Annotated in this window: 18 protein-coding genes; 7 read left to right on the top strand and 11 right to left on the bottom strand. The window is 48.4% G+C overall.

Annotated features, from left to right (window positions below):
- Positions 1 to 98: 98 nt before the first annotated feature.
- The 7 genes from FJ146_04515 to FJ146_04485 all read right to left on the bottom strand — a co-directional run bounded on the left by FJ146_04515 (position 99) and on the right by FJ146_04485 (position 8315).
- A complete protein-coding gene (locus FJ146_04515; GenBank protein MBM4251210.1) occupies positions 99 to 1670 on the bottom strand; it encodes an aldehyde dehydrogenase family protein in 1572 nt (523 codons plus the stop codon).
- 317 nt (positions 1671 to 1987) lie between these two features.
- The gene (locus FJ146_04510) at positions 1988 to 3253 is read right to left on the bottom strand and encodes a type II secretion system F family protein (protein MBM4251209.1); all 1266 of its coding nucleotides are present in this window, start codon (positions 3251 to 3253) and stop codon (positions 1988 to 1990) included.
- An 8-nt stretch (positions 3254 to 3261) separates the two neighbouring features.
- Entirely contained in the window at positions 3262 to 4383 is a 1122-nt protein-coding gene (locus FJ146_04505) for a type IV pilus twitching motility protein PilT (protein ID MBM4251208.1), read from the bottom strand.
- Positions 4380 to 6152 (bottom strand): type IV-A pilus assembly ATPase PilB, encoded by a 1773-nt coding sequence (gene pilB / locus FJ146_04500; GenBank protein ID MBM4251207.1) that lies wholly within the window; start codon positions 6150 to 6152, stop codon positions 4380 to 4382. Before pilB ends, FJ146_04505 begins: the two co-directional genes overlap by 4 nt.
- A gap of 29 nt (positions 6153 to 6181) precedes the next feature.
- Positions 6182 to 6970, bottom strand: coding sequence for a hypothetical protein (locus FJ146_04495; GenBank protein ID MBM4251206.1), 789 nt, complete (start codon positions 6968 to 6970; stop codon positions 6182 to 6184).
- A gap of 354 nt (positions 6971 to 7324) precedes the next feature.
- Positions 7325 to 7936 carry a cob(I)yrinic acid a,c-diamide adenosyltransferase gene (locus FJ146_04490; GenBank protein ID MBM4251205.1) on the bottom strand — a complete coding sequence of 204 codons (612 nt, stop codon included), beginning with the start codon at positions 7934 to 7936 and terminating at the stop codon, positions 7325 to 7327.
- 22 nt (positions 7937 to 7958) lie between these two features.
- Positions 7959 to 8315, bottom strand: coding sequence for an integration host factor subunit alpha (locus FJ146_04485; GenBank protein MBM4251204.1), 357 nt, complete (start codon positions 8313 to 8315; stop codon positions 7959 to 7961).
- 132 nt (positions 8316 to 8447) lie between these two features.
- Between FJ146_04485 and trpS the strand changes: the two genes are divergently transcribed.
- From trpS to FJ146_04455, 6 genes are all read left to right on the top strand, one after another.
- The gene (gene trpS, locus FJ146_04480) at positions 8448 to 9437 is read left to right on the top strand and encodes a tryptophan--tRNA ligase (GenBank protein MBM4251203.1); all 990 of its coding nucleotides are present in this window, start codon (positions 8448 to 8450) and stop codon (positions 9435 to 9437) included.
- Positions 9438 to 9457: 20 nt separating this feature from the next.
- A complete protein-coding gene (locus FJ146_04475; protein MBM4251202.1) occupies positions 9458 to 10657 on the top strand; it encodes a hypothetical protein in 1200 nt (399 codons plus the stop codon).
- A gap of 184 nt (positions 10658 to 10841) precedes the next feature.
- A complete protein-coding gene (locus tag FJ146_04470; protein MBM4251201.1) occupies positions 10842 to 11768 on the top strand; it encodes an ABC transporter ATP-binding protein in 927 nt (308 codons plus the stop codon).
- A gap of 38 nt (positions 11769 to 11806) precedes the next feature.
- Positions 11807 to 12571, top strand: coding sequence for a hypothetical protein (locus tag FJ146_04465; GenBank protein ID MBM4251200.1), 765 nt, complete (start codon positions 11807 to 11809; stop codon positions 12569 to 12571).
- 6 nt (positions 12572 to 12577) lie between these two features.
- Entirely contained in the window at positions 12578 to 14209 is a 1632-nt protein-coding gene (locus FJ146_04460; protein MBM4251199.1) for a hypothetical protein, read from the top strand.
- Positions 14206 to 15723 (top strand): DUF4340 domain-containing protein, encoded by a 1518-nt coding sequence (locus FJ146_04455; GenBank protein MBM4251198.1) that lies wholly within the window; start codon positions 14206 to 14208, stop codon positions 15721 to 15723. The genes FJ146_04460 and FJ146_04455 overlap by 4 nt, the downstream gene beginning before the upstream one ends.
- On the opposite strand, the gene FJ146_04450 is transcribed toward FJ146_04455, so the two are convergent.
- Entirely contained in the window at positions 15720 to 16670 is a 951-nt protein-coding gene (locus FJ146_04450) for a hypothetical protein (GenBank protein ID MBM4251197.1), read from the bottom strand. The two genes, FJ146_04455 and FJ146_04450, sit on opposite strands and share 4 nt — an antisense overlap.
- Here FJ146_04450 and murJ point away from each other — a divergent pair.
- Positions 16602 to 18161 carry a murein biosynthesis integral membrane protein MurJ gene (murJ, locus tag FJ146_04445; GenBank protein MBM4251196.1) on the top strand — a complete coding sequence of 520 codons (1560 nt, stop codon included), beginning with the start codon at positions 16602 to 16604 and terminating at the stop codon, positions 18159 to 18161. The two genes, FJ146_04450 and murJ, sit on opposite strands and share 69 nt — an antisense overlap.
- A gap of 3 nt (positions 18162 to 18164) precedes the next feature.
- Here murJ and FJ146_04440 read toward each other — a convergent pair whose 3' ends face one another.
- From FJ146_04440 to nuoL, 3 genes are read right to left on the bottom strand one after another with little or no spacing between them, the layout of a single operon-like run.
- Entirely contained in the window at positions 18165 to 19685 is a 1521-nt protein-coding gene (locus FJ146_04440) for an NADH-quinone oxidoreductase subunit N (protein MBM4251195.1), read from the bottom strand.
- Positions 19682 to 21259 carry an NADH-quinone oxidoreductase subunit M gene (locus tag FJ146_04435; GenBank protein MBM4251194.1) on the bottom strand — a complete coding sequence of 526 codons (1578 nt, stop codon included), beginning with the start codon at positions 21257 to 21259 and terminating at the stop codon, positions 19682 to 19684. Before FJ146_04435 ends, FJ146_04440 begins: the two co-directional genes overlap by 4 nt.
- Before the next feature lie 28 nt (positions 21260 to 21287).
- A complete protein-coding gene (gene nuoL, locus FJ146_04430; protein ID MBM4251193.1) occupies positions 21288 to 23231 on the bottom strand; it encodes an NADH-quinone oxidoreductase subunit L in 1944 nt (647 codons plus the stop codon).
- Positions 23232 to 23260 lie beyond the last annotated feature (29 nt).

Below are 23260 nucleotides of genomic sequence, written 5' to 3'. Positions count from 1 at the left end.
TCAAAAGCACCTCCTACCTCACACACAGAGTATCGGTAAAAATGCTTGTAAGCCTTGAGGGTGATTTGCAACAACCCATAAACAATAGGAAATAATCGTCAACTTATGCGGAACTGGAGATCCGGTTCCACGTAGGCGGTATCCATTTGGGCAAGTTGAAGGCGACCGGACATATCCCAGTTGACCGCATGCCACTTAGTAAACTGATCAATTACCCAAATCCCAGATTGGCGTCCACCGTTGCCACTTTTGCCGTTACCGCCGAAAGGCAAGTGAGCTTCCGCACCCGTAGTTGTATTATTGATGCTCGACATGCCAGCAGTAATATCTTGCTTAAATTGATAGATAGTCCGCGGTTCGTTTGTGTAAATTGCAGACGAAAGTCCGTAACCGTGATTGTTTGCCATGGCCATGGCTTCGTCAAATTCTCGAAATTTGAGAACATTAAAAAGTGGACCAAAGGTCTCGGTCGCGTAAATCCTGTCCTTCATCGATACATTGAGCACAATATTTGGTCTTGCATATACCCCGCGCGCAGCATTGCCGCTGAAGTTTTGCCAGGTCACACCGTGACCGATGTGACCTCCGTTTCCAAGAGGTAGCTCGTGATGGCTTTCAATAAGGGTAGATAGATGATCGAGGTGATTGTCGAGGAATCGCTGACTAATGAGTGGCCCATACGTTATGTCCTTGTCGAAGGGATCGCCTATTTTAATCTGACTAACTTTACTCACCAACTTAGTCACAAACTGATCATAAATTTTTTCATGCAAGATCAGATTACCGAGGGATGTGCATCTTTGGCCTCCAGTACCAAAGCCGGAGAACAATGCGCCATTGACGGCAAGCTCAAGGTCCGCGTCAGAGCAAACAATCATGGGATTTTTTCCCCCTAGCTCAAGGCAAGGTGTTTGTAGCGATCTCCCGCAAACCTCTCCGATGCGCCGTCCGACCGTCGTGGAACCTGTGAATCCGATTTTATCAAAGGCACCGCTTTCGATAAGATCAACAAAGGCTGCTCCGGTCGTTGCACCGGCGCCAAATACCGTGTTGAACACTCCAGAAGGGAGCCCGGCCTTAGCCCACAGTTCAGTGAACCAATAGCTAGTCAGAAGTGAGTCTTCACTGGGCTTCCAAACACAGGTATTGCCTGCAACTAGTGCTGGAATAAAATACCATGCAGGCACGGCCACTGGGAAGTTGCACGCAGTGAGACAACCAAATACACCAATCGGACGTCGATAAGTAAAAAGTTCTTTATTAGGCATCTCTGACGGGACAGTCTGGCCGTACAAACGTCGTCCCTCGGATACGAAGAAGTTAGCCGTGTCGATGACCTCTTGGACAGACCCGAGTGCCTCCTTATAGGGTTTACCAATCTCGTGTGTGACGATACTAGCTAGAGCCTCCTTATTGGATTCGACCAGTCGACCGAAATTCTGTATCACTCCTGCGCGGACTGGAGCCGGGGTGCGTGACCATGTCTTAAAGGCCTTGCGTGCCGCAGCCGCGGCATCAGCTATCAGTGTCTTGTCGGCCTCTCCAAATACACCTAGAATATTATCGAGGTTTGCGGGGCTTCGAGATTCAATAGTGCGGTTCGAATTGTGCCATTGGCCATTGATGAAGGCAGCTTTGGTTCCATCAATTTTATGGTTGGTAGATGTCATTGCAAGTCCTCACGAGTAAGTGCTAGTTGCCGACAGGGGACTAGCTTACAGCTAATCCGTACCTGGGAGCGAAGCAAAAGTGGAGCGTAGAAGTCATCAAAGATGTCCAGTCTGTCACGGTCCGACTACATTTGATCCTGAGGGGCTAGATGGCGTGAAGTGTCGACGATCTACTTGCCTCTATAATCACACACATGTGGAGTGTCCCCGATGCCAAAGCAAGGACTTGGCAAGTGTGGATTACCAGGATGGCGGTTTCGCCTATTCCTGCGCTGAGTGCTGCCATAATTGGATGCTACAGAAGTCCAGATAATTATCTAACCTACCAGACTTGCAGCATCGAATACTGGCAGGTACATAGCGATCACGATGACGCCAACAATTCCGCCGATGACAGCTATCATCACTGGCTCAATCATAGAGAGTAGGGTCTTCACAGCTAGATCTACTTCCTCCTCATAAAACGCACTAACTTTTAGAAGCATGTCATCCAATGCTCCAGTTTGTTCGCCAATCTGAATCATTGAGATAACCATCTTGGGAAAAAGTCCGCCATCTGCCAGTGGCTCTGAAAGTTTGCGGCCCTGCTCAACACCAGTACGCGCTGAAACGACGAATTTTTCGATAACCTTGTTGCCGGAAGATGCCGCACAGATATTCAAGGCCTCGAGCAAATTTACTCCAGACGTTAGCATAGTCGACATTGTATTACAAAATCGCCCAACAGCTAGCTTACGGAATAACACACCAAATCCAGGGGCGTTCAGCAGTTTGTTGTCAAGCCACTTACGCCCGTTCTCAGTTTTAATATATCGGCGAAATAGAAAGATTGAAGTGCCTAAGCCGATGAGCAGATACACCCCATCTGCTACTAAAAAGTCTGACAGGTCGACAATTTGCTGCGTCAACCAAGGTAGCTCCTTGCCGGCATCCTCATATTGCTTAGCAAAGGTGGGAACTACAAAGACCAAAAGCACCGAAATGACAGTAATGGCTACCGTCACGATCATGATTGGGTAAAACATTGCTGATTTGACTTGAGCACGTATTTTTGCCGCTTTTTCTATATAGGTGGTTAGCTTCAAGAGGATCTCATCCAAATTGCCGCTTGCCTCTCCAGCACGTACCATAGCCACGTACAAATTATCAAAAATTGAGGGAAATGCCTCGAGACTTTCACTCAGTGTCGCACCATTTTCGACTGCGTAGCGAATTTTTCCAAGGGCACGACCAAACATCACGGATGGTTGTTGGGACGCTAAGACACCAATCGATTGAATGAGTGGTACACCGCTGGAAATCATTGTCGAGAACTGCTTTGTGAAAACAATAAGCTCTTTGTCAGATGGTGCGCCACTTCCGAGCTGAATCTGCAGCTTGCCCTTGTCGTCTCGAAAGAAAATTTTTGAAAAAAAATCTTGAGACTCGTCCTCGGGACCGTCAAGTTTTACGGCCGTGACGGTGATTGGGCGCATGCGCATTTTAGTTAGTTGCGCTTTTGCCTGGACGGCTGTGGCAGCCTGGATTTTACCCACCTTCACCCGCCCACGGAGGTCTTTTGCTTTGTACTTAAACTCAGCCACGATTTACCTTAAGCCCCCTTTTTGGGTATCAATTTACTCTTTGAGTGAACAGCAAGCCCTCTTTGGTCGCGTTTTGTAATCATTTCCTCTAGCTCTTCCGGCTCTGGCGAGGTTTCGAGAGCTTGATCGAGGGTAATCAACCGCCTCTCTATGAGGCTCATCAGAGCTCGGTTCATGGTTTGCATACCCGAATCCTCCTGCCCGCTTTGCATAGAGGAATAAATCTGATGTAACTTGTCTTCGCGGATTAGATTTCTAATCGCTTTGTTTGGTATGAGTATTTCCATGGCCATGACGCGCCCACCTGCGGTGCTTGGTATTAGGGATTGACACATGACTCCGGCGAGAGACAGAGAAATTTGGGCTCGAACTTGTACTTGTTGGTGAGGAGGAAATACGTCGATCAATCTGTTTAATGAGCTGATCGCCGTATTAGTGTGCAGAGTTGCCATGACCAAGTGACCGGTCTCCGCGGCGGTAAGGGCGAGGCTAATAGTTTCTAAATCTCTTAATTCACCCACTAAAATTACATCGGGATCTTCCCGAAGGGCACTCTTCAAAGCACGCGCAAACGATTTCGTGTCCGTGCCAATCTCGCGTTGATTAACGGTACATTTCTTATGTTGATGAATAAATTCAACTGGATCTTCGATGGTGAGTATGTGGCCCTGTCGCGTATCATTAATATGATTTATCATCGAAGCTAGGGTGGTGGATTTGCCAGATCCTGTAGGCCCGGTAACGAGCACTAGTCCACGAGGTAAAGTGCAGAGGTCTTTAAGCACTGGAGCTAATCCCAATTGGTCCATCGTTGTGATTCTTTGAGGAATCACCCTGAATGCTCCGCTCACCATGTTTCGTTGCATGAAAATATTTGCGCGAAATCGCGCTACATTCGTTATAGAAAAAGCAAAGTCTAATTCTTTTCCTTCTTCAAATTCTCGGCGCTGCTCTTCTGTTAGAACGCTGTAGCAGAGAGATTTGGTACCGTTGCCGTCAAGTGGAGGCAACTCTACGGGCAGTAGATTTCCATGAATGCGCATGCGTGGTGGAGATTCGCTGGTGATGTGGAGATCACTGCCGCCCTGATCCACAAGTGCCTTCAAAAGCTGTGGGAGTGAGTAGTTCATGCTGCTCCCTTTTGTTGCGTCGTTTTCTTAGCGTGTTGATTGTCATCGGAGTCAGAGGTTGTTGTCTTGATGATCTCATGGACATCGACGATACCCTGGGCCATTTTGTTCAATGCGGATTGGCGGAGTGTTCGCATTCCATTTGCCATAGCAATCTTTTTGATTTTCATCGCAGGTGCATTATCAAGGATTGATTCACGAACAGGATCATTGAGTTTAAGCACCTCATGTACTGCGACGCGACCTTTGTTGCCAGTGCCATTGCAATTAGGGCAACCAGCCCCTTTGTATGCTTTCACCTTGTCTGCGTACTGAGGGTGGATACCAAGTTCGATCATTATCGTAGAGTTGACGCTATCATCTGGAACACGGCATTTCTCACAGATTTTTCGCATAAGTCGTTGAGCTGTCACACAAGTCAATGCCGACACTAAATTGAACGATTCAACGCCCATATTTAATAAACGTGAAATGGTATCTGTAGCGCTATTGGTATGCAACGTCGATAGGACCATATGCCCTGTAAGTGCAGCTTTGATCGAAATTTCGGCAGTTTCTAGGTCGCGGATCTCTCCCACCATGATAATGTCTGGATCCTGCCTGAGAAAAGACCGGAGTGCGGAGGCAAAATTTAACCCTATATCTGGTTTCATTTGAACCTGGTTGATACCCTCCAAGTTGTATTCCACTGGATCTTCGGCAGTCATGATATTATCAGACTCCTGATTTAGTTCAGCTAACGCTGAGTATAGAGTCGTAGTTTTACCCGAACCCGTAGGCCCAGTGACTAAAACCATCCCGAATGGGTTATGAATGGATGATTTAAACTTTTGAAGCTCTTCGTGGTCGAATCCTAGTTGCGTCATATCAGTCTGGAGATTTGATTTATCCAGGATCCGCATAACGGTTTTTTCGCCATAAACAGTCGGCAAAGAGCTTACCCGAAAGTCTACTGGTTTGCCGTCGATAGTGATGTTTATGGCCCCGTCTTGGGGAAGCCTAGTCTCCGCAATGTCTAGATGGGACATAATTTTTATCCGCGATATTAGCGGAGCTTTCATGGAAATGGGCGGTCGTGCGATCTCATGGAGAACACCGTCAATCCGTAGCCGAATCCTGAGATAGGACTCATACGGTTCGATATGAATATCAGACGCTCGTCTAACTAAGCATTGAATCAGGATTTGATTCACAAGCTTAATGATGGGTCCGTCGCCTTTTTCGTTATTTGAAATGTCTTGGCGTTCGACTTTTTGCTGGGCTCTAGTTTGGACGTCGCCCGCTTCGTTTAAAGCCTCAATGTCCAGAATTTTGCGACCGTAGTATTTTGTGAGAGCCTCGGTGATACGGAGCTCGCTCGCCAATACAGGTTTTGGAAAAAAACCGACAGAAAATCTTATGGCATTTATTGCGTTCTGGTTTCTTGGGTCACCTGTAGCGATGATGATGTTGTTGCCAGCGCGGTCGATAGGCAGAACTCTATGCTTATGAGCCAGGTCTTTCGGTAACAGGGCAACGATCGGCTGTGGAATTTCCATATCTTCGATTTTGGTTTTAGGGATTTTATAAAATCGTGAGAAAACGTCTAACACTGCGGCCTCAGGCATTAACTGAAGCTGCTCCACAGCGTGCATGAGAGTGATGGTTTCTTTGGCTGCAAGTTGTTCCGCGCGAATATAATCCTTATCGCTGAGGTGCGATCCCTCGATAAGATAAGTTTTCAGCGGATTGCTCATAGTGCTCCAAATCGTCCCTTGCTTCATCGGCAAGGGGGAGCACTTTGTTTAGATGATTCAATTTAGGGGGCTTGATTTTTGTAGATGAGCTTTGGATGCACGTGTTTGTGACGCAGGTATCGCAATTGTAAGTTAGCCAGTAAGGGTAGAACTTGTTTGCGATTATGCCCATCCTTTAGGCTTTGCTTGATTAGCTTTTTAATCAGCCGGTTAGCTTTTAGCGGGTGGAGTACAATCCCGGAGCTCAAGTAGTGGAATGTGCCAAGATTGAAAACATATCCTTGAAGGATTGTTTTTTTCTCAATTCCACGGAAATGCTCCCTTGGTTTAGCGTGAATCGAAATTCGTGCTGAATCGATTAAGTCAACTAGAGTCATTTGCTTTTCAGATATTTTATGAATTTGGTACAGGGAATGCCTAAAATGACTCAGAGAATCTAAGGCCTCTGCCACCTCTATCGGGAGCGCAGGGGACTCCTGCTGAGCTCGCGAGAGGAAGAGTTGACATGGCGTTAAGCCAGAGTAAGTGTCGCAGTTGGATCCATGTCCGTTTAATTTTCGATCGAAAATAAAGTGATCGAAGAAATAGGTGGTACGTGAGTCATAGAATGGGTCGTCATGAAAAACCTTGCCATTCTCTAAGTGAAACCTCTCGTGTGCAGTCACGATTTCCGCCGTTCCGACGATGTCGTGAGTCCAACCGATCAGTTGCTCGAGCAGTTCTTCAACGTCTCCGAGTTTTTCTTTCAAGCTAGCAAAACGCTCTCTTAGTGGAATGCGGCACTCAACTGAGTCTGATGTTACAGACGCCAAATTATTAACTGTTACGAGTTCTTTGTCTGCGGTTTCCAACACCACTCGAAGACCTTTTCACCAGCAAAGGGTAGACGTATTTTGAAGGGTATCCAGACGAATAGTCTACCTCGGCCACAGGCTTTTTGCATAACTAAAGACGCAGTATCATTAGCTGGGATTGGATCTGGGTTCACAGAGACGATGTCGTCTGTTGGAATGTAAACGTAATGGCGTAGGAAATGACGCTGGATCTGTCGTTTCAAGGTGGGGTCTTCATCGGCACCATTAGGCACCACTTCCGGGGTGAAAGACGGTGCGTCAAAGATAGCCCAAGCGGCTAAGAGTGCCGGGTGTGCCGACCAGCCAATGGCTGCCAAAATTGGCAGAACCACTGTCAATGTCCAAGCAGTTTTAGGGGACTGACGATTGGTCATGGGGACGTGATTTTCCACCTTGGTTCCACAGCACCTCAGGCACTCCTAGGGTCATGCTGATGTGCCGAGAAACTACAAAAAGCCAGTCGCTAAGTCGATTTACATAGATGCGTGGCTCTTCACGCAATGCCTCAACGCTGCCCAAGCGGACGATGAGTCGCTCCGCTCGTCGGCAAACGGTGCGGCAGATGTGGGCAGCTGAGTTAGCTTGGTGGCCGCCCGGTAATACAAAATTCGACAGCGCTGGTAAGGACTCGTTGTAACTATCGATTTCGGACTCTAGGCGCCCAACGCTCGCGGCAGACACCAAGTTTTGTCGCTCAGGCCTGAGTCTGTCGGTGGGCGTTGCGAGCTCACCTCCCAAATCGTGCATCTCATTCTGTATCAAAGTTAAGCGTGAGACCAGAGATGCAAATTTACCAGGTTCGGTGTCTCGGAGCACATCGCGAAGCCAACCTAGGTAGCTGTTGAGCTCATCAATCGTTCCGTAGGTCTCAATGCGTAAAGAATGCTTGGGGACCATCGTGCCATCAGCCAGCATCGTGGTCCCCTTGTCACCGATCTTGGTGTAAATTTTTGTAAGCCGCATAAAACCGCATGGGTCGGTAAAATTAGCCGCCTTGATTGACGGTGCTATTAACCGAATCACGAAGTTTATCAGATGGGTGAAAAGTCACAACCCGGCGCGCGGAAATTTCAATCCGATCGCCTGTGTGGGGGTTGCGGCCCGGACGGGAGCGTTTTTCTTTCACGGTCCATTTACCGAACCCAGAGATCTTGACCTCTTTGCCTTCTTCTAGCCGAGATTTGATCTCCTCAAGGATGATCTCGAGGATCTCCTTGGCTTCCTTGACAGGATAGCCGACTTTGTCACGAATCATCTCAATCAGAGCGTCTTTGGTGAGGGTACCTTCCACGGCTTGAGTCTCCCTGTCCGTTAAACTCCGACGCCCGGCAGGTGAAGTCATCGCTAGCCTGGCGTCGACTACTGGTTAACTAGCTCTTAAATATTAACAGGTTCTCTTTCCTGCGAGAAGATAGTGTAATGATTTTTTTGAGGTTGAGGAGTAGTATGCCCTCTTTGGGTACTGGGGAGGTCTATGGGACAGTCCAAAAAACGCGTTCTCACCGGCTCGCGTCCGTCGGGGACGCCACACTTAGGTAATTATTTCGGCGCCTATAAGCCCCTCATTGACCTACAGAATCAGTACGATTTTTTCTTTTTTCTTGCCGATTTTCACTCGTTAAACGGCTCTGATACGGCCGCTGAAACGAGGCAGTATTCGTTCACCTTGCTTGCGACTATGCTCGCTTGCGGTCTGGACCCACAAAGAGGGCTCCTTTATGCTCAATCTGCGGTCCCTGAGGTATGCGAGTTGGCTTGGATCCTAGGTTGCCAGGCACCTTACGGTATGCTGACGCGTGCTCACTCCTTCAAGGATACCCAGGCTAAAGGCATCGATGTCAACATGGGCGTATTTAACTATCCGGTACTGATGGCCGCAGACATCCTTATGTTTGACGCTGACGTGGTGCCAGTGGGGCAGGATCAAAAGCAGCATTTAGAGATGACGCGCGATTTTGCTCAGCGATTTAATAACCGTTACGGGCCCTTGATGCATTTGCCAGAACCATTGATCTCGGACGATGTGGCTGTGGTTCCAGGGACAGACGGTGAGAAGATGAGTAAGTCTAAGAACAACACTGTCGCCATTTTTGCCACTGACAAAGAGTGGCATAAGCAAGTCATGTCAATCGTGACGGGGTCGGCCGCATTGGCGGATTCTAAAGATCCCTCCAGCTGTAACGTGTTCGCATTATACAGGCTTTTAGGCTCCCCAGCTGAGGTCGGTCAATTGGCCGATAAATATAGGGCTGGAGGTTTCGGTTATGGCCACGCGAAGCTTGAGCTTATTGAAAAGATCAAGTCGGTTTTCGGGCCTATGCGTGATCGGTATTTTGAGCTTATCAAACGACCTGATGATCTCCGTGATATCGTGCTCACCGGATCAACTAGAGCTAGAGTCCTTGCCAGAGAAAAGCTTGAGAAAATTCAGCATGCGGTCGGGGTTATTGGCCGCCCGTACTAACTTGATCGTAGGCTTTGACTATGCAAGCGCTTCTCCAACAGCTTGGCCAGGTGGTTGCTAAGCGCCAGTGGCGCATCCTGGTTATACTAATGGCGGTTCTGCGGCTGTTGGCGTGCGGCGCGGACCAAAACATTCTTGGTCGTACTGTGCCTAGCGAGCACAAGAAGGACTTTGAGAATCAGCTCGATATGGCCAGGACGAATTATGACCGTGGAAAGTTTGATGTCGCACTCAGGCACGCGAGTAACGCTCTAGCTTTGAATCCCGAATCTGAGCAGGCGTCCATACTATATGGTTTCATCAATCTCGGCTTAGCCGGCGGCGACCCTTTCAATTTGGCTCAAGCCCTGATCGCCGCTAAAGGTGCAAGTGGCGAGGGGGCTGCAGCCACAATGACAGCCCTCAAAACAGCCATTGGCTTGACTATGGATGAGCTTCAGTCGCTCGGTACCCTAGATCGCACTGTAGAGGATTTGCCGTTAATCCTTCCATCCTGTGCTGAAACTGTCCGATCTTCAGTGCCTCGATTAAATTATCTAAATGAGGCGGTTTTAGCCACGTGCCCATTTGTGTCTGAAAGTGTGCGTAGCAAGCTTGATCTGCGGCAAGTATGCAATAGTACGACGCGCGAGAGGCAATACGCGGATCAGGCCCATTTCCTGTGGGCATTTACCCATCTGACTGAAGCTGTTATTTTCAACCAGGTATTCACTTACGCAACCGTATCTCCACCGCAAACCAATCTGCAGCTGAGGGTTGCTCGAGTCACGGGAAGCAATCAAGCAGCTAATAATCCAGATACCTACATTAATGCCATCAGTAGCTTGAATAAAACAATGCAGTCTATCCTGCCATCGAGTGGGATTTGCTCCGCCTCTGCTCGTACGACCCAGTTTTCTGCAACTGTATACGATCTTGCCGCTGTCGATGCTGGATTTGCCCAGTTGGCTAAGGCGCCTGCATCGGTCCGAGCGACCCTAACTACCGCGCTTGGAAGTATTAGGAGTGGCCAAGATAAAGTCGCGGCATCTGGCGACTCTACGCAGGCACTTCGTGGTCAGTTGGGGGGGGGGATTGCGGAGAAGGTAGCAGCTAGCATTGATAGTCAAGTAGCAAGCCTACCCACTCCTTTGTCTGATGAACAAAAAACCAAACTCTGTGGCTCCTTTGGCGAAATCGCCGCTGGTTCAGGAAAGACGTCGAAGGTTTGTAGCCAGTAGGTAAGGCGTGTTCGAAGTCTTGCTGCCCTAGGGGCCAAAAAATTTGGTCTGAAATAGATTTTTTTGTCATTCTTGACTACCTGTCCGAACTGCCTAATATGGAATCTTAATATCGTTTCATCTAAAAACTATAGTCTTGATCTCATAGAGTTTCAAACCAAGGGTCGGTTGGGGGTGTTGACGCATGATCGAGGTAAACGGTCTGACTAAGCGATTTGGATCAATCCAGGCGCTACGAGATGTGTCATTCAAGGTTGAGCCAGGTCAAATTGTTGGATTTTTGGGCGCTAACGGTGCAGGTAAGACGACAACAATGGATATCATGTGTGGCTGCATAGGAGCAGATTCAGGATCGGCTAAGATAGCCGGTTTTGACATCATGGATCAGCCTTTGGAGGCTAAGAGACGATTAGGTTATTTACCCGATGTCGCCCCCCTCCATCTGGAAATGCGCGTAGCTGACTATGTGACATTCGCGGCACGTTTACACAAGGTTCCGGCGGTGCAATTGCGTAAACAAGTCGATGACGCTTTGGATCGCTTGTCATTAGGCGATGTACGCCATCGTTTGGTTGGAAATCTTTCAAAAGGTTATAGGCAGAGAGTGGCTTTGGCACAGGCTATTGTGCACAACCCTGAGGTTTTAATTCTAGATGAGCCAACAGAGGGTTTGGATCCTAATCAGATATTGCACATTCGCGAGCTGATCAAATCCCTTGCGGGACAGCATACTATTATACTCAGTTCACACATCCTGAGTGAGGTGCAAAACACCTGTGATCGAATCGTCATTATCCATAACGGTGTCGTTGTTCAGCAGGGTTCCGTAGAGGAGTTAGCGCGCCAAGCTGAGGCGGGCCGCATATACCGGATGCGCGTCGCAAATAATGTCGATCAATTGGCCCGCGATTTGGGCGCTATCAATCAATTGAGCGGTGTGAGACTCACTGATCCGAAAAATGGTGAGTTGGAATTCGGTTTGGCCAAGGCTGCCGATGAGCAGGTAATAACCGAGGTGTCTAAAGTAGTGGTGAACGGCAGCTACGGGCTTCGCGAGCTGACGCTAAAGACACATTCCCTTGAAGATGTTTTTTTTCAACTTACACATTAATGACAATAAACACATGAGTTCTTGGAGGTCACAAAATAATGACGGCAGTATTTACTATCGCATGGCGTGATATACGCGCCACATTCGCATCCCCAAAAGGCTGCGCTATTTTCTTCTTCTTTCTAGGGTTCATGGGTGTTTTCTTCTATAGTTTTCTTCATACCTTTGTCGATATCACCCAGCGGGCGCCGATGTATGGTGGTGAAGCACCAACCTTAGAGCAATTACTCCGCGCGCTTTTTTACAATTTACACTTTATTTTGGTGCTCGTGATTCCAGCGGTCACTATGTCCTCTTTCTCGGAGGAGAGGCGGAATCAAACAATTCGTCTCTTGCAAACCTCGCCGGTTACAGCTACCCAGATCGTTCTCGGCAAGTTTATCGCAACGGCCGCTATTTTGGCGCTAGTGCTCGCATGTTCATCCGTCTATCCCTTATACATTAAAGCCTTTGGTAACCCTGATGGCAGCCTGATTTTGACAAGTTACCTTGGGATCTTTCTTTTAATGTGCGCCCAATTAGCATTTGGCCTGTGGGTGTCCTCGATGACAACCAACCAGTTCATGGCATTTCTGTTCACGATGTTTGGGCTCTTCCTGCTTTTGATACTAAACTGGCTGGCGCCTAGTTTTAACAGTGGGAGTCTATTTGAAGGTGTCCTCAAGTATATTGCATCTACAGACCATTTAGACATGTTTTTCAAAGGCATGCTTACGGTCAATGACACCGCCTACTTTGTTTGTTTTGCTGCTCTTTTCCTGTTTTTTACCAACGTCGTTTTAGACTCGCAGCGCTGGAGGTAAGCTAAGATGAAACCTGGTCTACTAATTTTGCCCTTCTTAGCTGTACTTGTCGCTGCACTCGGCACCGCCGTGGGCTCGGCTTTGCCTGAACATCAATGGATTCTTCAACTCACCTGGGCTTTGTCGGCAACAATTGTGACCTTGTGGGTGATCATGGACATCGATAATTTCAAGTTACTGTTCCAAAGAAAAGGTGCCAAGTACGGAGCAAGCTCCGGCTTGGTGGTACTTCTGGGTACATTGATCATCGTCGGTGTTGCCGTCTTGGCGGCCCGCCCAAGGTTTAACAAAAGTGTAGATCTCAGCAGAGACAAATTGAACACTTTGTCAGACCAATCTGTCAAAGTTGTTCAACAAATCAAAGATACTGGAGATTATGTTGCGGTCAAGGTTTTCACCACTGATGAGAAGGTCGCGACTGATTTGCGAGACACTCTTAATTTATATCAGGCAAAGGGCGCTGTATTAAAGATTGAGTTTATTGATCCACGATCAAATCCCACTGCCGTATTAGCGGCAAAAATCACCGATCCAAATACAGCTATATTCACATATAAGGGTCAAGAAAAACGTCTAACCGCATTTAGTGAGGAGAAAGTTACTAATGCGCTAGTTAGTGTGCTTAAGAATAAGACGAAAAAAGTCTACTTTACAAAGGGACATGGCGAGGGCGCCCTAAAAGGTAGCGATGCTACGGGGTTTGGGCAGATTGCTGCAGAACTTGAAGGTAATAAGGATAATGTCGAGGAACTGTCTTTACTAGAAACTGCGAAAATTCCAGAAGACGCAGACCTCGTTGTCATCCCTGGACCGAAGTATGAATTCAAGGAAGAGGAAACCAGAATTCTCGAGGACTATCTGAAACAAGGCGGCGCGTTGTTGGTAATGACCGACGCACTTGTTCCTGTTTCCTCTTTAAATAAACTTTTGGAAAAATTTGGTCTTAAGTATCAGGACGATTTACTGATACTGGCACCTAACGACATTAGGGCGCAGATGATTGGCCAAAACAACGCTATTGTCAGCGAGTTTGATGAGTTTAGCCCGATATCCAAGGACTTTTCACGGATGTCACAGGTTCAGCTGGTTTTTCGTAACACTCGCTCGCTTGAAGAGTTAAAGGAAAACGTAAATAAATTTAAGGTCGAAATGGTCGGTAAGACCAGTAAGGATATGATCCGAGTCAAAAACGTCAAATCCGCAAGTGATTTAGAAAATCTTACGGAAGACCGTTGGGAGACAGGCTCGTTTCCAGTGATTGCGGTGTCCACGGGTAAAGCTCAGGCTCCTGCATTAGCAACTGCAAGTTCTGATGATAAAGCTACCAAAACAGATGCGGCAAAAGGTGAAGGTGCCCCAAAAACTAAGGAAACGCGCATTGTGGCCACTGGATCAGTGGATTTTGCCGCGAATCAGGGCGCACAATTGGCGGAGCATCGGGATATGTTCTTGAACATGACCAACTTCTTACTTCAGGATGAGGATTTTATCTCTATTCGACCGAAAGACCCAACTAAAAGCACCATCCAGCTAACCTCTGCCAAGAGTCAATTAGTCCTTCTTTTCCTTGCCTTTATATATCCGTTCGTATTCTTAGGCGGCGGCACTCTTGCCTGGCTGAAGAGGAGAAGGGCGTGAATAAAAAGCTAAAAATTTCCGGCTTACTAGCGGTGATCCTACTTGCTCTAGGTGGAGTTGCTACCTGGGACGAATGGCAAACAAAAAAGGATCAAGAGCTTGAGGAAAATAAGAACAAGCTAACTAAGTTCAGGGCTGAAGATGTCGTTGATTTTCAATATCACTCAGAAATGGACACAACGATCCCCGTAGTTGAAGACGACCATAGTGCACAGGGCGTAAAGCCAGTCGACGTAGAGGTAACGAAGGTTGAAGGACTGTGGCGACTGAAGTCACCTGTAGATGCGCCCGCCGATGCGGGCACACTTGATAATCTTGTGAAGACTGTTACGGGCTACTCTTTTGCCAAGGTGGTAAGTGATGACAAAAGTCGCTGGGCCGATTACGGGCTTGCGCATCCGAAACGTTTTATAAGGATGAGGACTTCAGGGCAAAACCCCTCAGATTGGACCCTCTTTATTGGGGAAAAAGCTCCAATAGGCTATGAGGTATACTTTCGTACCAGTGACAGCGACAAAGTATATATCGGGAGTCAGCACATTCTCGTATCCACCACTAAAACAGCAGCAGAATTCCGAGATAAGACTATCGTTAAAATTGATGAGTCTAGGTTGAAGTCGCTACGGTATCAGCGTCGCGGCGAGCCCGAAATCGTGCTCCCCCGAGTGGATGGCAAGTATTCTATCGTTGCTCCAGAACAATTACAGGCGGACAGTGTCGCAGTTCGGGAATTTGTCGAAGATCTTGGCAACCTAAGAGCCTCTAACTTTGTGGACACGCCGGACGATACTCTAAAAGCAGCTCTGACCATGCCTGAAGTCTCAGTTGTTCTCAATGCGGATAACGGAGTGCCAACTGAAATTAAATTTCTAGAATTTGGTGGTAAAGTATTCGCCTCTGTTGACCAAAAGCCCACACTTTACGAATTAGGTGACGGTCTAAGGGACAAATACAAGCGTGACATTATGGATTTTCGCAACAGGCGGATATTAGAATCGGACATGGTAAGTGCCAAGTCTATTTCAATCGATGGACAGCTCTATAAAAATATTGCGGGAAGTTGGTACGCTTCGAGTGATTCTGAAAAGTTCGATGAAAAGGGGATTCTCAAGTTAGACGTGAAAGACAAGCCTTCTGACTTGCCTCATATTCGCGCGTTTGTAGTAGATTTAGAGTTTGCCAAAACTGACAAGTTTATTCCCCCGTCAGCTCCTGAGGCCAAGAATCTAGGGTCAGCTCCGCTGCATCATATCGTCCTAGGATATGACGATCCTAAGAAAAAACCCCTATCAATCGACGTATTCAAGATTGAAAGTGATAATGCAAACTACCTCGTGCGCCGCGCGGGTACAGATGTCATTTATCACGTGCCGGTGAGCGTTTTCGCAAGTATGACTCCGCCCGTGGCAGGAGCAAATACTGCGCCAGCCTCCGAAATGCCGATAGATGACGATAACGGCGCCGATCTAGGTGGAGAGGCCGGCTCTTTGGGCGCTATTGCGTCACCTAGTTAAGTAATTTTGCGCATTCTTAACAGCGCAAAAACCACGACGGTCACCAAGGCAAGGCTGATACCCTGGGAGGTGGAGAGTTGAGTCCAGGGTATCGTGCCTCTAAAATCATCCCGCAGGTATTCGAGTAAGAATCTTATCGCTGCGTACCCACCAATGCCCAGGACAGCACTAAGGCCGCGCGGCGCATGGCGATCGCCGCGAACTACACATACCAGGCAGAGTAGCAGCGCTAACGATGATTCCATGAGTTGAACGGGGTAGCGCGGAATATGGTCACCTAAATTTGGCAATACGACCGCCCAAAAGGGTGGGGCTTCTCCCGTAGACATTGGTACAGCCTTGCCGAAATCGTCCCCGTTTAAAAAGCATCCTACACGCCCTATCCCAAGAGCTAAAAGGCCAGCGGGAATTGCGCAGTCAAAAAGGGCGACGAGCGGCAAGCGGTTTTTTGCGGCGTAGATGCTACCGCAAAGTGCCGCTGCTAAGGCTCCGCCATAGAATGTCATAGGACCGAATCTGAAAAGGGCCAAGAGTGTTGCATGAATCCCCGTAACTTCTGGTTCCTCAATCAAAATGGATAACAGCCGTGCACCGAAGTAACCGGCAACGTAGCAAATTGCGAAGACTCGTGACAGCTGTGGCCAAGTCACACTTGGAACATTTTTGCGAGCAAGGCGCAAAAACAGCCAAAGTGACGCCAGGGCCCCGATAGCATACATCGCGTGCCAAGATGGCAATAAGAATGAGCCGTATCTTAAAAGAATTGGATACATAAGGATTACGGTAATCAGTAACTTGCCGCGGCGCAAGAGTGTTAGAATCTCAAATAACCGAAGATTGAGGAGTAATTTGTGGGTCGTCCTAAAACCCCAGCAGCCATAGCCGTCGCGGTCGGGATTTTCCTTTCTCGCATAGCCGGCCTTGTCAGAGACCGGGTATTTGCCCATTACCTCGGCAATTCTCTTGCAGCTGGAGCTTTTAAGGCGGCACTCCGCATCCCAAATTTCTTACAAAACTTATTCGGAGAAGGAGTCCTTTCAGCTTCATTTATCCCTGTGTATGCGAGGCTCCACGCTGAGGGCCAGACAGAGGAAGCTCGGCGCCTTGCCGGATCTGTGGCGACCATTTTGTTGCTCATTATTACTATACTTTCCGCGCTAGGAGTTATGTTTGCGCCAGTTATGATTGATATTTTGGCGCCAGGTTTTGAGGCTCCAGAGGTACGACAGCTTACCATAAACCTTGTCCGGATCATGTTTCCAGGTATCGCTTTACTGGTCATGTCGGCGTGGTGCTTGGGGGTCTTAAACAGTCATGGCTACTTTCTTTTAAGTTACTTGGCGCCTGTGCTTTGGAATCTGTCGATTATCGTGGCCCTGGTTTGGTCCGGTGCTGCCCAGGACTCCGGATTAGCCGCCAAATATGCCATGGTTGAAGATGTAGCTTGGGGGACAGTGGTGGGCTGTCTACTGCAGCTTGTCGTGCAGCTACCCAAAGTTTGGAAATTGCTGAAGGGTGTGAAAATTCAGTTCACCATCAAGGACCCTTCAGTGCAGAGGGTTATCAGAAATTTTCTACCAGTTCTTGCAAGTCGTGGCGTTGTCCAGGTCAGTGCCTATATCGACGGCATCATTGCAAGTTTTCTTGGTCCGGCAATTTATTCCGCTATGGCCTATGCCCAAACACTTTATTTGCTACCGATATCCTTGTTTGGCATGTCTGTCTCTGCAGCGGAACTTCCCGCCATGTCATCCGTAATTGGCAATCAAAAGTTGATCCATCAGCAAATTAGGCAAAAATTAGAGCGAGGATTGGCTCGCGTAGCTTTTTTTGTGATCCCGTCGGTCGGCGCTATGGTGGTTTTAGGTGATGTCATCATAGCTGCTGTCTATCAAACTGGTGCCTTTACGACCAAAGATGCCACCGATGGTTGGCTAATTTTAGGCGGATATGCCATCGGATTATTGCCATCAACTCTGGGACGACTTTGCTCAACGGCATTCTATGCTATTGGCGATTCTCGCACTCCTCTAAAGTTTGCCTGTCTTAGGGTCGGCTTAACTGCGTCACTCGGTGCAGCTGCTGCCTTAGTTCTATCTCGTGCCCTGGGCTTATCACTGATCGCCGGGGCCGCCATGCTAACAAGCGCAGCTGGACTCTCAAGCTGGGTCGAGTTCGTGCTATTAAGGTTCGCTGTTGTGAAAGTAGTTGGAGATGTGTCACTCAGTCCAAAGTTATTGCTGAAGTTAAGCATTACAACCGTACTTAGCGCATCGGTAGGTTTTTGTGCCAAAATGATTACGACCGGCCAAAACCCTGTTGCAGCTGGTGTCGTGATACTGGGGGCATTCGGTGGCTGCTACCTAGGGATCACTGTAGGTCTCGGAGTGGGCGAAGGCAAAGCACTCCGTGCCGCCATCGCCAAGCGTTTCCAATAAGAGCTAGTGGGCAACTGTTCCCGACTTCTCGGACACGGGAGCAGAAGCGACCTCTTTTGAGGTATCTACCATCAATCTCATCGCCGCTTCCGGCAAAACGGTACCGAGAGCGAAGTTCGCAGCAACCGTAACTCCCACTACAGTGGCGACTACCCAAGACCGCGTTGGGGTAAGGGGGGTGGGTAGATGCAGAGGCTCAGACATGTAGAGTCTGACTATAACCCTAAGGTAGTAAAAGAGTGAGATCGAGCTCCCTACCACGCCGATAATAACCAGGCCGGTTAGATGATTAATCATCGCTGCATTGAAGACAAAGAATTTACCGATGAAACCAACCGTCGGTGGCATACCAGCAAAACTAAACATACACACAGCCAGACCGAATGCTGCCCACGGATGAGTCTTGGCTAAGCCGGAGATGTCATCGAGTAGCAGGTTGTCGTTATCTTTGTTCTCTAACCACATGATAATACTAAAGGCACCGAGTGAAATAATCGTATAACCAACGAGGTAGTAGAGAACCGCAGCAACAGGCAAGTTACCTGTGCTCCCACTGCTAGCGCAAATTGCGATTGCCATGTAACCACTGTGGGCTATCGATGAATACGCGAGCATGCGCTTCAGACTCGATTGGACCAATGCCATAATATTGCCAAGAATCATCGAGATCGCAGCCGTAAACATCAAAGCTGGCAGCCAAACTTCATAGACCGAGGCGAGGCTACCGGCAAAGAATCTTGCGGCAAGTACAATGACCATTGCTTTCACTGTGGTAGCCATAAGGGCCGTGAGCCCTGTAGGCGCTGATTCATAAGCATCGGGTGCCCAAAGGTGAAACGGAGCAAGGGCAAGTTTGAAGGAGAGGCCAGCCAGCGAAAACACTACACCAACTTTGACCCAATTATGTCCGATCAATTTTGGAACTGCCTGACTCACCTCGCTCAATCGAAGTGAACCCGTTGACACGTAAAGTAGGGCGAATCCAAATAGAAGCAAGGCAGCGGCAAATGATCCGAGTACGAAGTACTTAATTGCTCCCTCTTGACTTCTTCTGGATGGATTTAAGTAGCCAACGAGAGCATAAAGCCCTATTGAAGACAGCTCTAATCCAACAAAAAGTGTTACCAGGTCTTCGCTAGCTACCGTGATGAGCATGCCTGTGATGACCATGAGATAGAGTGACGTAATTTCCCCACGGAAGAATTTGTCACTGAGAAACGTAGACTTGAAAAGCAGCGCAACAATCAAGGCTACGGTTAGGATTAGGCCCTGGCCGAAGCGAGAAAGCACCCCAGCTAGATAGCTACCGCCCAGATAAAAGGTCTCAACACCAGGAGTAGTGGCCAAAGTAGCGGCTAAGGCTGCTACTAAGCTAAGGACAAGAACTGTATATACGGCCTTCTCGCTGCCTAAGTGACGCGATACCCCCTGTAACATGGAGATCAGGGCGCCTATGCACAAGATCAGAACGGGGGAGGTAGTTAGGTAAAATTCAGAGGTTAGTGAAGGAATATTGAAGTTCAACGTCCCGTCTCCTTTTGATCTGCTCCGAGTAGATATTCAGATCCAAGCGGTGCTTCAGCGACAATTTTGTAATTCCGAAAGTTGTTTGCCAAATTTTCAATAGAAGGGCGGACTTTATCCAGGAACAGGTTAGGGAATACGCCCATCACCACGGCCAAGACAGCAAGTGGAGTAAGATAAGCAAACTCTCGGGGACTGAGGTCCTCAAGGGTTTTGTTCTCTTCATTATCAAGCGGTCCGAAGAGGATCTTTCGGCAAAGTGTCAGCATATATACAGCGCCGAGCAGCACTCCAAGTGCCGCCGTAGCGCCAGCGAGCGGTGACGATAAGAAAGTACCCAACAGGATGAGAAACTCACCAACAAAGCCACCGGTGCCAGGAAGACCAACCGAGCTGAGGGTAGCAACGATGAGCATGACAGCAAACCATGGCATCACTTTGGCAATACCGCCAAAATCGGCCAGCATCCTGGTGTGGCGGCGATCGTAGATACATCCAACTAGGAAGAACAGGGCTCCGGTGCTGATCCCGTGGTTGATCTGCTGATAAACGGCTCCGGTCAGCGCCTCAGCAGATAAGGCAGCTCCGCCGCTGACGACAGCAACCGAACCAATCACGACAAAGCCAAGGTGCGAGACTGAAGAGTATGCGACCATCTTCTTCGCGTCTTTCTGCATCCACGCTGTAAGTGCCCCGTAAATGATGCCGATCACCCCAAGTGCGACCATGACGGGAGCAAAGGTGGCAGTTGCCTGGGGGAAAAGAGGGATTGCAAATCGTACTAATCCGTAAGTACCGAGTTTTAACAGAACGCCGGCCAGGATCACAGATCCGCTGGTAGGGGCCTCGGTATGCGCATCGGGCAACCAAGTGTGGAAGGGAAACATAGGCACCTTGATGGCAAAGGCGAGCGCAAAGGCAGCAAAAAGCCACATTTGCGTGCTGTACTCAGCGCTAGTGCCATAAAGGTCAAGCAGGTTGGTGGTATAAATGCCAGTCTGCTGAAAGTGCAGCACATAAAGCACAATCATAGCTGCTAGCATGAGTAGCGAGCCTACGAAGGTATAAATGATGAATTTCGTCGTTGCGTAAATGCGATTCTTTCCGCCCCAAAGACCGATGATGAAGTACATCGGGATTAGCATCGCTTCCCAAAAGACGTAGAAGAAGACCAAATCAAAGGCGACCAGAGACCCGAGCATGCCGCACTCGAGAGTCATAAACAACGATAAGAACGCTTTTTGCTTTTTATCATCTACGTGCCAAACACTCAGTAAGATCAATGGTGTCAGGAAGGTGGTCAGCATAATCAGAAGAAGATTAAGCCCATCTACCCCCATAATGTAGCGGATGCCAAAACTGGGCATCCAATCATGCATTTCGGTAAATTGAAGTCCCGCTGTTTGAGGGTCGAAATAAAACCAAACATGCAGACTGGCAAGGAAAGCTAAAATCGAGCCACCCATTGAAACCCATCTTGCGATCGCAAGCTTGGGACTCAAGAGCACAGTAATCGCAGTCAGCAAGGGAACGAACGTCGTGATCGACAAAATGTGAGAATTGAGAAAGTCCATCTGTTGATAGCCTATTTGCTAGAAGTACTCAGAAAAACAACACGGACAGCATACAGACAATGCCAACGATCATTACCATGCCATGACGATGTAGGCTTCCAGACATGCGAAAGCTGCTTAGGCCGCCGATCAGCATGCAGGCTTGGCCAACTCCATTGACGATACCGTCAATGATAACGACATCGACTATTTTCCAGAGAAATTGGGCTATGTCGCGCAGTGGAGAAACGAAGTAGGCGTCGTAAAACTCATCGACATAATATTTGTGAGTGAGGACTCTATGTGCACCCTTGAGAGTTGATCCCAGGGAGTGGGCAAGTTTACTAAATCCGTCACTGTACATACCGATGGCTAAAATCGAGGACAAAGCCATCCCGACTACAGAGACTCCCATAATCCCCCACTCAAGAGAGTGAGGGTATTCCGCATGCAAGTGATGCCAGTAATCAGCAACGGATGGCGGTATGCTGATGACGGGATCCAAGTAGTGTTCGAACAACAGAGGTGCTGGGAATGGAAGAATATGCGGCACGTTTAAATAACCGACTCCCGCACTGAGGACCGCCAAGACAACAAGTGGACCCCACATAGTTACACTAGTCTCATGCAGGTGCTCTTGGGTGTGATGATCGCTGCGATTCTTGCCATAGAAGGTGAGCATCAGAAGTCGGACCATGTAGAACGAGGTGCAAACCGCTGCTAGAGCACCTAGGACCCATTGGATATGGTATCGATCCCCGCCAGTCCATGCTCGCCAAAGGATCTCATCTTTAGAGAAGAACCCGGACAATCCGGGGAAACCAATGATAGCCAGGACACCAACAAACATCACTAAATGCGTGATCGGCATGTACTTCCGTAGGCCACCCATTTCACGCATGTCTTGTTTGTGATGCATCGCAACAATGACGCTACCTGCCCCTAGGAATAGTAGGGCTTTAAAACACGCGTGCGTAAACAAATGGAACACACCAGCGCTATAGGCACCGACCCCGCATCCAAGGACCATGTAACCAAGTTGACTAACAGTCGAATATGCCAGAACTTTTTTGATGTCGTATTGAACAAGTGCGATAGTGGCCGCAAAGAGTGCCGTAATGGCACCAACGCTAGCCACGACCATTTGCGTATCTGGCGCAAGGTAGAACATGAAATTTAGTCTGGTCATCATGTAGATACCTGCGGTCACCATGGTTGCCGCGTGAATCAATGCTGACACGGGAGTTGGGCCTGCCATAGCATCTGGCAACCAGACATATAGTGGCATCTGAGCTGACTTGCCGCAGGCTCCTACGAAGAGCGCCAGGGTGATCCAGCCGATAGCCTCCAACTGCTCACCACTTAGATTAGCACTGGCCGTTAGAACCATTTCTTTGAGCTGGCTGAAAGAGATCGTATGAAAGTATTTGAAAGTTAAAAAGATTCCCAAAAGAAACCCAATATCGCCGATTCGGTTAACCAGAAAGGCCTTCATGCCCGCTGCGGCATTTTTATCGTCCTCGTACCAGTATCCGATCAGCAGATAAGAGCATAATCCCACTCCTTCCCAGCCGATAAACATTACGAGAAGGTTGTCCCCTAGGACTAACAGCAACATCATGAATACAAAAAGGTTCAGATAGCTGAAGAAGCGATACGTCGCGGCTTCTTCATGCATATATCCACCTGCGTAAATGTGGATCAGGCTACCTATTCCAGTGATTATCAGCAGCATCATGCCGGAAAGGCGATCTAGGATGAAATTGAAAGGGGCTTTGAAAGTCCCAGCTTCAATCCAGTCCATACCGTTAATAACTTGCGCCTCGCCTCCCGCCCCCATGAATTGCAGGTAGGTTATTAGGGCACAGACGAAAGCCGCGATCAGCGCTGCAGCGCCAAGAATGTGTGAAACGGTTGGTGAGACTTTTCTCAGCACCAGACCATTGAGGAAGGCCCCAAGTAAAGGGAAGAAGAGAATTAACCAAAACAACATCAGAGTCAGACCTCCCGTGCCATAGACCG

Source organism: Deltaproteobacteria bacterium, from assembly GCA_016874735.1.
GTDB lineage: Bacteria > Bdellovibrionota_B > Oligoflexia > Oligoflexales > CAIYRB01 > CAIYRB01.
Note: the sequence above shows the minus strand (reverse complement) of the source record. Positions and strands in the feature narration are given on the sequence as shown.